Source organism: Rickettsiella endosymbiont of Rhagonycha lignosa, assembly GCF_964031165.1.
Lineage (GTDB): Bacteria > Pseudomonadota > Gammaproteobacteria > Diplorickettsiales > Diplorickettsiaceae > Aquirickettsiella.
In genome coordinates this window covers 904,160-917,500 of the sequence record NZ_OZ035011.1, presented here as the reverse complement: position 1 = coordinate 917,500, position 13,341 = coordinate 904,160, and the positions used below count along the sequence as shown (strand labels likewise).

At 36.7% G+C, this 13,341-nt stretch carries 4 protein-coding genes and 2 rRNA genes; 3 read left to right on the top strand and 3 right to left on the bottom strand.

Going from position 1 to position 13,341, the window contains the following annotated elements:
* Positions 1-350 precede the first annotated feature (350 nt).
* Positions 351-3,431: ribosomal RNA gene (locus tag AAHI99_RS04105) — 23S ribosomal RNA — on the top strand.
* Positions 3,432-3,751: 320 nt separating this feature from the next.
* A 5S ribosomal RNA gene (rrf, locus tag AAHI99_RS04100) occupies positions 3,752-3,867 on the top strand.
* Positions 3,868-3,924: 57 nt separating this feature from the next.
* Here the strand turns inward: rrf and AAHI99_RS04095 are convergent.
* Positions 3,925-10,677: a hypothetical protein gene (locus AAHI99_RS04095; RefSeq protein ID WP_342227036.1), complete on the bottom strand. Its 6,753-nt coding sequence runs from the start codon at positions 10,675-10,677 to the stop codon at positions 3,925-3,927.
* 190 nt (positions 10,678-10,867) lie between these two features.
* Positions 10,868-11,164 carry a hypothetical protein gene (locus tag AAHI99_RS04090; protein WP_342227035.1) on the bottom strand — a complete coding sequence of 99 codons (297 nt, stop codon included), beginning with the start codon at positions 11,162-11,164 and terminating at the stop codon, positions 10,868-10,870.
* A gap of 246 nt (positions 11,165-11,410) precedes the next feature.
* Here AAHI99_RS04090 and AAHI99_RS04085 point away from each other — a divergent pair, with 246 nt between their 5' ends.
* Positions 11,411-12,505: a D-alanine--D-alanine ligase family protein gene (locus AAHI99_RS04085; protein WP_342227034.1), complete on the top strand. Its 1,095-nt coding sequence runs from the start codon at positions 11,411-11,413 to the stop codon at positions 12,503-12,505.
* Between the two features lie 33 nt (positions 12,506-12,538).
* On the opposite strand, the gene AAHI99_RS04080 is transcribed toward AAHI99_RS04085, so the two are convergent.
* A complete protein-coding gene (locus AAHI99_RS04080; RefSeq protein WP_342227033.1) occupies positions 12,539-13,276 on the bottom strand; it encodes a gamma-glutamylcyclotransferase family protein in 738 nt (245 codons plus the stop codon).
* Positions 13,277-13,341 lie beyond the last annotated feature (65 nt).

Here is a 13,341-nt window from a genome sequence, read left to right as displayed (position 1 = left end):
AACAGTTCATTAACAAAACAGAAATCTGTAAGAAGGCGCGAAGATGTAAAAGAAGTAAAATTTTTTTATGATCTTCCAAGAATGAATAATGAAGTTGTTTTATAAAAACAATTTCAGGGTATGTTGCATTCAGCGAAAAGAACCAGAAAATCCAACAAGTGAAAGCTTGCAAGCTTTCAACTTAAATCTGAACTAGAAAATCAAGTATTTTGATTTAGTTCGAGGCGGATGATTGTTGAGGAACGGAATGTACTGCGAAGTCCATGAGTACCGGAAAACAAGCATCCAACGAAGAAATAAATTAAAAGACGAAGATTGTTCACTGATAAGAGTAACGAGTTGGGTTCTCAAATCAAGTAAATAAGCGCAGAAGGTGAATGCCTTGGCAGTCGAAGGCGAAGAAAGACGTGGAAGCCTGCGAAAAGCTTCGGGGAGCTGGCAAACAAGCTTTGATCCGGAGATATCTGAATGGGGAAACCCGATCTATTTTAGATAGGTCATTGTTAACTGAATACATAGGTTAACAAAGCGAACCGAGGGAACTGAAACATCTAAGTACCTCGAGGAAAAGAAATCAAATGAGATTCTGCAAGTAGCGGCGAGCGAACGTGGAAGAGCCTTCACGAGCTAGTTAACAGGTTAGCCAAAAGGTCTGGAAAGGCCTGCCATAGAGGGTGATAGCCCCGTCGGCGAAAATCTGTTAATGAGACTAAGCGTGAAACCAAGTAGGGCGGGACACGAGAAATCCTGTTTGAAGATGGGGGGACCATCCTCCAAGGCTAAATACTCTCGACTGACCGATAGTGAACCAGTACCGTGAGGGAAAGGCGAAAAGAACCCCGGTGAGGGGAGTGAAATAGAACCTGAAACCGTCTGCGTACAAGCAGTAGGAGCTCCGCACTTAAATTACTTTGTAGAGCAGTTTAATCAAACTGAAAAATAATGAAGACTATTAAAATTAATAGTACACAGAGTAATTAAAGTGCGGAGTGACTGCGTACCTTTTGTATAATGGGTCAGCGAGTGACTTTTAGTGGCAAGCTTAACCGAATAGGGTAGGCGAAGGGAAACCGAGTCTGATAAGGGCGTTTGAGTCGCTAGGAGTCGACCCGAAACCGAGCGAGCTAGCCATGTCCAGGGTGAAGCTTGGGTAACACTAAGTGGAGGCCCGAACCCACATCTGTTGCAAAAGATGGGGATGAGGTGTGGCTAGGAGTGAAAGGCTAAACAAGCTCGGAGATAGCTGGTTCTCCTCGAAAGCTATTGAGGTAGCGCCTCGTGTTAACGACTAGGGGGTAGAGCACTGTTTCGGTAAGGGGGTCATCCCGACTTACTGAGCCGATGCAAACTTCGAATACCTAGGACGTGATGCACGGGAGACACACGGCGGGTGCTAACGTCCGTCGTGAAAAGGGAAACAACCCAGATCACCTGCTAAAGTCCCAAAAGTTAGGTTAAGTGTGAAACGTAGTGGAAAGGTTTAAACAGCCAGGAGGTTGGCTTAGAAGCAGCCATCCTTTAAAGAAAGCGTAATAGCTCACTGGTCGAATCGGTCTGCGCGGAAGAATGAACGGGGCTCAAACCTAATACTGAAGCAGTGAATGTCATTGGTTTACGAATCAATGATGTGGTAGAGGAGCGTTCGGTAAGCCGTTGAAGGTGACCTGTAAAGGTTGCTGGAGGTATCCGAAGTGCGAATGCTGACATGAGTAACGATAAGGCGAGTGAAAACCTCGCCCGCCGAAAGTCCCAGGATTCCTGCGCAACGGTAATCGACGCAGGGTGAGTCGGCCCCTAAGGCGAGGCGGAAACGCGTAGTCGATGGGAAACAGGTTAAAATTCCTGTACTTTTATAGGCTGTGATGGGAGGACGAAGAAGGCTAGATTAGCCGGAGACTGGTAGTTCCGGTTTAAACGTGTAGAGAGAATCTCTAGGAAAATCCGGAGGTTCGTTAATCTCGAGACGTGACGACGAGTTGTTAACTTCGGTTAACGACGAAGTAATTGATGCCCTGCTTCCAGGAAAACTCTCTAAACTTCAGGTCTATAGGAACCGTACCGCAAACCGACACAGGTGGACAGGTAGAGAATACTAAGGCGATGAGACAACTTGGGTGAAGGAACTAGGCAAATTGGCACCGTAACTTCGGGAGAAGGTGCACCTTTTTTGGTGAGTGGGTTTACCCCATAAGCTGAGGGAGGTTGAAATAATCAGGTGGTTGCGACTGTTTACCAAAAACACAGCACTCTGCAAACTCGAAAGAGGAAGTATAGGGTGTGACGCCTGCCCGGTGCCGGAAGGTTAATTGAAGTGGTTAACTTGCGCTGAGATGGCTTTTGACAATGAATTAGAGAGAAGAATAATTCGAAGAGAAAGTTCAAAAGTCATGTCAGCGCAGGTGAAGCTGCGGATCGAAGCCCCGGTAAACGGCGGCCGTAACTATAACGGTCCTAAGGTAGCGAAATTCCTTGTCGGGTAAGTTCCGACCTGCACGAATGGCGTAACGACAGCCACACTGTCTCCACCCAAGGCTCAGTGAAATTGAAATCGCTGTGAAGATGCAGCGTACCCGCGGCAAGACGGAAAGACCCCGTGCACCTTTACTACAGCTTTACACTGGACTTTGAATTTAACTGTGTAGAATAGGTGGGAGGCGTTGAAGCGAGTTCGCTAGAATTCGTGGAGCCGACCGGTGAAATACCACCCTGTTAAAGTTGAAGTTCTAACCTAGGGCCCTGAACGGGCTTGGGGACAGTGTATGGTGGGTAGTTTGACTGGGGCGGTCTCCTCCTAAAGAGTAACGGAGGAGCACGAAGGTACCCTCAGCGCGGTCGGACATCGCGCATTGCGTGTAATGGCACAAGGGTGCTTGACTGCGAGACAAACACGTCGAGCAGGTGCGAAAGCAGGTCATAGTGATCCGGTGGTTCCGAATGGAAGGGCCATCGCTTAACGAATAAAAGGTACGCCGGGGATAACAGGCTGATACCGCCCAAGAGTTCATATCGACGGCGGTGTTTGGCACCTCGATGTCGGCTCATCACATCCTGGGGCTGAAGCAGGTCCCAAGGGTATGGCTGTTCGCCATTTAAAGTGGTACGCGAGCTGGGTTCAGAACGTCGTGAGACAGTTCGGTCCCTATCTGCCGTGGGCGCTGGAGATTTGAGAGGAGCTACGCCTAGTACGAGAGGACCGGCGTGGAGGTACCGCTGGTGGTCCGGTTGTTTCGCCAGAAGCATAGCCGGGTAGCTACGTACCGACAGGATAACCGCTGAAAGCATCTAAGCGGGAAGCCTCCCTCAAGATAAGATCTCCCGAGGATTTATTCCTCCTAAAGGTCCGTTGAAGACGACGACGTAGATAGGTGGGGTGTGTAAGTGCAGCAATGTATTGAGCTAACCCATACTAATTGACCGTGTGGCTTGATTTGAGAATCCTACTGGTTATTCTTTAGATGAATACTAGATAGGCTGAATAAAGCATATCCACATAAACACTTTTTACAGATTTTTTGTTTTGATTGTTAAAGTAAAGTAAATTTACTTGAATAAAGGTTTTACCTAAGTTTTAAAGAGATTTAGCGAAACTAAAATAGGATTCGCGCTGTTGATAAGGAGCGATGAATTTTATTTGAGATCAAGGCGGGTTAACTTTGAGTAGCGGAGTGTACTGGAAAGTACATGAGCAACGGAAAAGTTAAGCCAACGAAGAGATCGGATAAAAGACAAGCGACTTAGCGCAAAATGAATGCCTGGCGACCTTAGCGAATAGGCACCACCTGATCCCATTCCGAACTCAGACGTGAAACTATTCTGCGCCAATGATACTTTGGGGTTCCCCCATGGGAAAGTAGGGCATCGCCAGGCTACTGTTACATATAAAAAACCCGCTATACGCGGGTTTTTTGTTTTAAGTTGTTTGAATTATTCTGTTAGAGCAGGATAATAATGATTTATCTCTGTAAAATTTTCTTCAGCAGGTCGTCGCTGTTTGAAAAAATAACTAACTAACTTGTGAGTTCCACATTCACCGATTTTGAATAATACTCCATCCATTAAGTTGCTACAAAATTCGGAAATAAAACGTTCAACTCTATCCTCTTGCATAAAAATTGAAGGATTTAACACTAGAGTAAGGGTAAGAATAGAGAATAAAAAATTCAAAATTTTGCATTTACTTATAATGGGTATGCTAAGTTGAGTGAAAATATAATTTAATACTAAATAAAGAGGGATTTGGAAGCTGTTTCGCCAATTAAGTGAATGAGCAGCGAATAAAGTAGGTTGTATTATATAATCAATCACATTTGGAAGCGATGTATATCGATGCCTATAACGTAAGGAAATTTCTTTTAAACAAGCTGCTGTTGAGCCATAAATTAATGAATTTAATGAAAAGCGAAACGTAAATGTAACGGTTCTTGCTTCTTTTTTTCTATAGATTTGTAAATGAAATTGATGCGGTTGATAATCGTTATCTGCATTATTTGTATCTATTGCTCTTTTGGAACGATTAAAAATTTCGGTAAAAGTGGAATTTATAGCTTCTGATTGGTTAAAAAATAGTTGATTTAATTTTTTAATCAAAATATTAAAATCGGTACAATTTTGTTTGGAGTTGTTGATGATGGATTTAAGACTTATTTCTTTATTAAAAAATTTTAATTTAGAAGATAGTGCATTTTCTTGACTAGGAATGTCTGTGTAAAATTGGCTATAAATAATTAAACTAGGCGAGTCATGAATGCTTTTGGCGTTCATAACAATTAAATCTGTTTGATTATGGCAATAAATGGATATTTCTTCTGCTTGTTGCAATAAAATGATTTCTTGTTTTTGTCTTAGATCATATTCAGTTAAAAGTATAATATCTTTAGTATGATCAAAAACTAAAGGATATTTTTCAAATCTCCACCCTCCATTTTCCTGTGTGACAATCATATAAGGCATTCTCTGAAAAACAACGTTAAGATGCTGTTGCCAATGAGTAATACATGCCTCTTTTAAGATAACATTAACTACCGTCCAATTTTTTACTGCAATACAATCAACTTGATACGTTACATCGATGCGTATGATTAAATCCTCATTTAATGCACTAATTGAAGCATAAGCTTTTTGATCGCTGCATAATTCTTTGACGTTTTTCCAAATTTCGGTAAAGTCTAAAATACTTTTTTTGTTGCTAAGTGTTCTTCGATCATAAATATTGATTGGATTAAGGGGAAATTGTGTCGTTTGACCTAGAATTCGATAGATAGTTTCACCGCTTTGACCCATTAAAGCGGTTGGAAATACAGGGTCATTGGACAAAATTTCTTGATTTCCACTCCCAAAAATGAGTACTTCTTTATGCAAAAAAAGTTTTAGATTGATTCCCCATCTCTTTGCTAGTGGAGCGTAAATACTTAATAGAGTATTGATTGTAAAATTATTATTTTCTTTAATGTAGAGATAATTTTTTTTAAAAAATCTTACTAGAACATTATTGTTAAATACAAAGACTGTATTTTTAAAAAAATTTAACTCAATCTGATTATAGTTAGATATAACTGAAGTAGAAAACGTTAAATTAAAATTTTTTTGTTGATATGAAAATTTAAAAATTAGACTAAGAAATTCTTTAGTCATTTTTTTAAATGAATCTAAAGGAAAGTTTAAGTAAAATTGGTGTAGTAAATGTTTTTGAAAATTTAAGTGCAACCAACTTTCACCTTCTTGATCAATTGTTAAATTATAGAAAATTGTCGTTGGGAGCAATATAGATTCGAAATAACTAATCACCGTGTTGGGGCGCAAAATAATTTGAAGATTATTAAGGGTATGCTGAGTGATATAGATATGATCCCGTTCAAAAGAATTTTTTCCGCCTAAGCTGTCAATAAACGTAATATTTTCGTTACTATAGAGGGTGTCGCTTTGATTGTGTCTACCAAAAATTTTGTGGATTCTATTAAGTTTGAGACCTGTTTGACATTGCTTAACTAAAAGAGGTAAGGGTTGAAAGCAGAGCATACCGCTGTTATCAATAAGAGATCCTAAAACTGAAGTTGTGAGCAGATCGACTAATTTTAAAAGGTTATCTTTCTTACCTCCTGTAATACATCCCGATACGCCCACATCAGCGATAATAAATAAATTATCTTGATCTCCCCCTATAAACGTTTTTGTTCCATTATAAACATAAAAAATAGTGGATTTTTCCAATGGCGCCAAAGCTTTATCATTACCTTCACCCAAGGCAATGACATATATGCCGTTGCTACTTTTTTGGTTGCGTGCAACACCCATGGCATTATCACACAGAAAATATTGAGTATTATTTTGTGCACCAGGCTTGCTATCATTAAAACCCGATAAACCTATTATTTTTCCTTCAAGAGGTGGGTCGGGCATGGTAGCAAAAGCGGTTAATAATATTTTTTTTCTTAAAAAAATATTATTATGTCGATGTAATTCCTTGGAAGAATAAGCAGAAGGGAAAAAATAAGCTTCAAACTCTGGGTGGGTTTTTAAAAAACCAATGCCTTCTTTTACCAGATGCGTGTTTAATGATTTAATTTCTAAATAACCCGATACAGGATAATTAGCTAATGAACGGATCATTTGCCAACCGATTTCTGAGGGAGAAAGATGAACGTATTTTTCTATGTTTTTTATTCGATTGATAGATTTATCAAAACTATTTATTAACCAAATAGCTAAATTAGCTATTTCAATTTCCGGATCAACGATTTCAGAAAGATCTTCAATAATTTCTAAATACTCACCCGCTTTAATACTAGATTGCGCTAGGTTCAAACCTGCCATCAGGCTATTACTTATAAAATCAAGAGATAATTTGCTGTGATTAGAATTTGGTAGCGTATAAATTTGTTTTGTTAAATAATAGAGTAAACTAGAAATAGGTAAACCGTTTTTTACAAATGCACTGGAGACCATCAGTGAATTACTCAAAAAATTTATTTTTTTTGCTGATTCAATGCCTTCATAAAAAAGTATGTTAGAAGACAATTTACCTTTTAAACTTATATGATGGTCTGCAAATGCCGTACTAGATAATAAATTTCCTTTCAACAGCAATTCATCACTGATTTTATCAAATATTATGCTGCTCGTTATTAAAGCAAGATTCATACCGACTTCTTGCAATTTTCCTTGAAGTAAGTCGGATAGTATGTCTTTAGTGATGAGACCTGTAGAAGCAAATTGTGTAATTTTAGCTGCCAATTGTAAGCGATTAATTAATTCATTGTGCGTGATTTTTTTGGGAGTGAAGGGTATTTCTGAGGAAAGACAAAATTGTTTAATTGCTCTTTTTTTTCTAGATGAACAGTACTCTACACCCTCAGGTAAAATCTTTCGTATAAATTCAAAATATAAAGCAAGGGCATCCATCTGTCTGATTCTTACATCTTCTTCGGCGGATAACCAATGCGACTTGCTTCCTTGAGCGATATCAAAACGATTTTGAGCTATATTCCGAATCGAATCTCTAGTAATTATACCTTCATTAATTTTGGTTTCTAAATAATGCGTCGTTTCAGTCAGCGAGAGTAATAAACCATTATCAATAAAATAATTAAAAGCTTCTGCGACAAAAGAATAGAAGTTAGTTTCTTGAAACAGAGTATAAGCATTGTCGTAAAGATTGATTAAACTTATATCAAATTGACTAAAAAGTAAAATATCAAATATACGTCGGCGTTGACCTAAATTTAAGATCAACATCAGCTCACTGTGTTGGCTCATATACAATAAAAAAAAGATATGATGCAGTTCTTTTTGAAGGTTATTAAATGGACTTTCTGTCACTTTAAGTGTTAATTCTGCAATTTTTAAAAATTGTGCTGAATCTTTCTCAATATTAATACGAAGTATCTGTTGCACCATACGATGTATAGTAGAAATATCCGCTGTATTTTGTTGGTTAATCATTGAGTAGGAGCGTAATAAATCAATAGCCGAAGCTAGATTCTGCGGTTCATAGAGCGGTAGAAATAATTGACTGGCAATATGCTCAGGCTCTAAATAAGACATAATACTAATAACTTCTAAAGCGGTTCCACCCATAGGTTCTTGTTTAATGCGCTCAAGACTAATTTGCCAAGTTACATAAACTGTTTTGATGTAGGGGTCATTGTTGTAGTTGTAGTAATCAAAATTGAGTACTTTTTCACTTTCTTTCTTAAACTGTTGAATATAATCATTAATACTGAACTGCGGATTAACATTTTTTAGTAATTTGATATAACACACAGCTTGTTGCAGCGCTAAAGGTAAGCCCTGTAATAATAAAGCTAAACTTTTAATTATAGGATTATAGGGTTCTTCGCTAAGAGATAACTCTTTTATAATAAAATCTATTGATTCAACTTCTGTAAAAATATCAAGTGATAGCGTAGGCGCTACATTCTTCCAGTTACTATAACGAGACGTGATGAGTAGCGTAGGAGTTGAGCCAATAATTTTATGAGGGAGTAAGTTTGAAAACTGACGAAAATTTTCAACATTGTCAAAAATAAACAAACTATTCTCAGTTGAAAAATGTTTATAAGTTTCTTGAATCAATTCCTCGATATTTTTTGGATTCCCATAGTCATCATTAATTTTAATTTTTAATTCTGACGCTAGATTTTTCAAACAAATTAAAATAGCATTTTTTGTTTCAGCATTTATCCATATCACGTTATTACCGTAACTATCCGCATACACTTGAGCATATTTTAATACCAGTTGGGTTTTGCCTATTCCTCCTAATCCACATATAGAAGTTAAGCATTGAGTCGATTTAGATGATGATGCACCTAAAGATAAACTTTCAGTTAATTGTGTAACGACGCCTATATTTTTTTTTGATAATAATTGATGCAACTCATGTAATACATGGTGACGACCAAAAAAATTGTTTATGGGGCTTCTTAAATTAAATAAAATAGATTTTTTTGCGAGCTTAACAGCCGATTCTTTTATTATTTGAGTAGGGTTTTTTAAATTTAATAAAATATTTTCAGTAGTCTCTTTTAATTTAATTTCTAAGACTTGATGTTCGTATCTTCTAGAAACATATTGAAATTTATTTTCGTTTTCTACTAAAATTGGATCTTCGCAATAATTTTCATTCATCAATTCATTAAGTTGACCTTGAGAATTAACTTCCCAATTAAAAGGTAATCTGTAGCCATAAGTAGAACTATCTAAATTTATTTTTAAGCGATAAAATTGGTCGGTTTTGGGGGGTTGGTTTAAGATACGTATTCCAGTTTTTTCATACAAATTGGCTGTGTTGATGTTATTACCTGATCGATCTTGAATCTTACTTCCAGATACCCGCAAACGTTTATTTTTAATACTGGGATCAAAAAATTTCTCTGAAGGGCCAGCAACAACTCCAGTGGTTATTAAATCTTCACTTATTATTAAGTTAGATTGTTTATCTTCGGCGATAAAATTTAAACAACGACCCGCAGCATCTTCGGCTAATTTACTGATTGCCATTTTATCCCCAGCCTTATCAGTGATTTCCATGAATTGATAAGCATAATTTTTAAAGGTTTGAATAGCAGCTTTCGATAATATTTCATCAATAGGTGGCTGTTCGATCGAATAAAAAATACGCGTTATCGTTTGAGCTTTTGTCTTTGACGTAAAATAATGACTACTTAAACTGCGTACCGAAGCGATGATTGAAGGTATTGATCCCATGATACTTTGGGCAATACCGATACCCACTAAAGCGCCTGTTGCTCCCGTTTTTAGTTCTTTAAAAATCTCTTCTTGAGTTATTTGTTGACCCTTAGCAGTGAGATGGTACAAACTTAATCTTTTAACAAAATTAATGGTAAATTCATGTACGAAAACCTCTAGATATTTATTGATGTCTTCCGTTGCAGAAAACAATCTTGGTCTTTTGACTAAAGGTTCGGAAATATCTAACACACTTTCAGTTTTTTTTGAAGTGGACGGTTGATTATTATCATACGATCTTAAAACAAGGTTTTTTTTAATTCGTAGAGAATTTATTTTTATAAGTTGCGTACAAAACTTACGTAATGATATAAAATATTCCGTATCTTTTTTTATTTTTAAATTGGAAATAAGCCACTCTAAGGATTCATTATTATCTAACATTTGTTTAATGAGTGCTGAATTTTCTAGACTTAGTAAACTAAAATTTTCAATCTCAACCGATTCGTGTTTAATATAACTGCTTAAATCAATAACATGATGAAATTCTTGGAAAAAATCTAGATAATCTTCCGTTAATAAATTTCCTGAAGGATCGATATAATAAAGTTTGGTGAGCTCATTTTGATAACTAAATACAATACTGACCCATTGCTTAATCCCCAAATTAACCAGTAAAGTATGAAAAACACAGGGTTTTATCAGGGTTTTAAGTTGAAAAGAATAAATCTGGGTTACCAATTGCTCAACATTTTCTATAATTGAAAAATCAGATAAAGAAATTTCATTATTGTGTTGAAAATTATTATATTTTATATAAGCAATATTAAGTATATCTTCATTGCTTAATTTATAGTTAAAATTATTATTTCGAGTGGCTTCTTCTAAGGTTTTTTCATTAGCGCGTTTTCTGCGTGGTTGAATCGAAGGGATAGGTATCAAAGCATTTTTTAATACAAGCTGAGCGGACAAACTGTTATTTTTTTTCATTTTAATTCCTTTTATTTGAAACTTTATACAATAATACATTAAATAATTAATATTTTAAAATTATCTAATATATAAAATTTTGAGTTTTTAAGAGGTGAGGGCATTGCCAAACTGCCGTGTCTCAAAAAAAACCCGCGATTAGCGGGTTTTTTTCTTAAATAATAGTCGTCTTTATTTATTGCTATAACTTTTACTGTTTGAGCACAACGTGGTTTTTTTCTAATTCTTTTTTATCAGAATTACCTTCAAGACATAATTGGTGAGAAAGAGGAAGACGATAAAGAGTGCCTACTTTAATTGGATTGAGGACGAGTTTAGATGTATCGTCATAATTATCGGTTTTAGATGTACTACCATAATTGGTAGGGGGTGAATCACCTTGTATAAGTGAAGTGAGTTCAATCTGGGTGGGATTGTCCTGTTTATTGGTTAAGTTACCGCCAGTTTTAAAGATGTTATTGAAAATTGGAATATAATTTAATGGCATACTTTCTCCACATTATTTTTATTTGAATAACTGTTTTGAAAATTTGACTTTATAAGCAGCATTTTTTTCAAAGAACAGCCGTAAGCATTATCAATCATTAAAAAGATTTGTTCAAGCACTGCTTAGTTAGTTTTTTTTAAATTAGCTTTTATTTAGAATAGTAACTACTTATAATCTTGTTTAGTAAATACTCATAAAAAATGAATTCTTATTCCTCCCCTTTCTAAATTTCAGAGAACAGTTTTTATGGCAGAAGTTAAAAAAATTAGCGTGGCAGTCCTATATGGCGGTCGATCGGCCGAACATGAAGTTTCCTTATTATCCGCAGCTTCAGTGATTAAAAATTTAGATAAAAATAAATTTACAGTGATTCCTATCGGTATTGATAAACAAGGACGTTGTTTTATCAATGAGTTGCAGCATTTGTATGCTAATGATGAGATAGTACTAAAGACTAAAAATGCCCAATGTTTGCAAAACTTAGCTGAGTTAAACCAAGCGACCCAACATCGTCCTGATGTCATTTTTCCCGTGTTACATGGTAGCTTTGGCGAAGATGGCACGGTACAAGGTTTGTTAGAAATTTTAGGTTTGGCTTATGTCGGTGCCGATGTATTAGGCTCGGCTGTTGGTATGGACAAGGAGTTGGCTAAACGTTTAGCCGCTGCTGCTCAGATCCCCGTCGTGCCTTTTTTAAGCGTAAATTCGGGTCTCTGGTCTATGAAGAGAGATGAACTTATACAAAACATTGAGCGGGAGATAGCGTATCCGCTTTTTGTCAAACCGGCGAATGCAGGTTCAAGTTTGGGCGTAACAAAGGTAAAAAAATTAGATGATTTGGTAGATGCCATTGAACTGGCTTTTACTTTTAGTACTAAGATATTGTTTGAACGAGCATTTGAAGTCCGCGAAATTGAAATGGCGGTATTGGAAAATCTGCAATGGGGTGCTGAACCTTTAGTGAGCGGCGTCGGCGAGATTATTCCTAGTCATGAATTTTATTCTTATGAAGCCAAATATTTGGATCCTAAAGGCGCAGAATTAATTATTCCGGCCACACTACAAGAGGGGCAATTGCAACAATTAAAGCGTCTAGGCATAAAAATATTTAACTGCTTAGATTGTTCAAGTATGGCTAGAATTGACTTTTTCATCGAAAAACAATCGCAAAAAATCTATTTTAATGAGCTAAATACCATTCCCGGATTTACCGCCAAGATTAGTATGTATCCTAAATTATGGGCGGCTTCCGGTCTTTCCTATCAACAACTGTTAACGCAGCTTATCGAATTAGCTTTGGCGCGTTATCAGCGTCTTTCCTTACTGAAACGATCGATTTAATGCTTAAAAATTTATACTCAATTTACAACTTGCTTAAGTAGCATAAGATTCTAATTTTATTTGCTGAAAAAATTGGGGTATTTGATGTTGCAGCAACTTATCGATCCTTAAGGCTCGAGGTTGATATAGGTTAGGACGGCGGGGGTAGATTCTATCGTTCACCCAATTCAATGACCAATCGCTAGTGGTGTTGACACACGCGGCAGCAAAATTTCGTAAATGATATTTTTCTTCAATTTCTAAACAGCCCGCTAAAAAAATATCGACGTAAGATTCGACGATCGGATAGCGAGCAGAGGGTGGAGCGAGTAAATCGGGTTTCAATTCATAGATCCAAAACTGCCCTGGGGGTAATTTTTTCCCAGTTAAAAGGTGAATATCGTGCGGTGTAACCAAGACGCGACAATAATATTTTTCTCGCGCGTCGAAATTTTTGAATGAATTTGCAGGTAAATTGAAAATTGTGCCATTAAAGCGAGCTTGTTTACTTTTAATCACACCAAGATAAGTAGTACTAAACCCATCCGATAAGCCTTTAGAGAACCAGCCGCGTTGATAATGTTCTACCCAAACCGGTTTATTGATGCCGCTATGCGGATCAGTTGCATTTTTTGATGTGGTTTCTATGAGCGAGCCATAAGCAATTATATACTGTTGACTATGTAAATTGACAGGAGGATGGCATGCGCAATCATCACTGGCGAAAGCCGATTGAAATACCACTAATAAAAAAACCAACAAGCCTCGACTAACGATCCATTTCTGCATCATGTCATTATCCAATTAGATTATTTTTGAGAAATATAATTGAACTTTATTTTAAGCTATCTTTATTG

Excerpts from the sequence above, each read along its gene's own strand:
- AAHI99_RS04095 (WP_342227036.1), bottom strand. The coding sequence starts at position 10,677 with ATGAAAAAAAATAACAGTTTGTCCGCTCAGCTTGTATTAAAAAATGCT.
- AAHI99_RS04085 (WP_342227034.1), top strand. The coding sequence starts at position 11,411 with ATGGCAGAAGTTAAAAAAATTAGCGTGGCAGTCCTATATGGCGGTCGA.
- AAHI99_RS04080 (WP_342227033.1), bottom strand. The coding sequence starts at position 13,276 with ATGATGCAGAAATGGATCGTTAGTCGAGGCTTGTTGGTTTTTTTATTA.
- AAHI99_RS04090 (WP_342227035.1), bottom strand. The coding sequence starts at position 11,164 with ATGCCATTAAATTATATTCCAATTTTCAATAACATCTTTAAAACTGGC.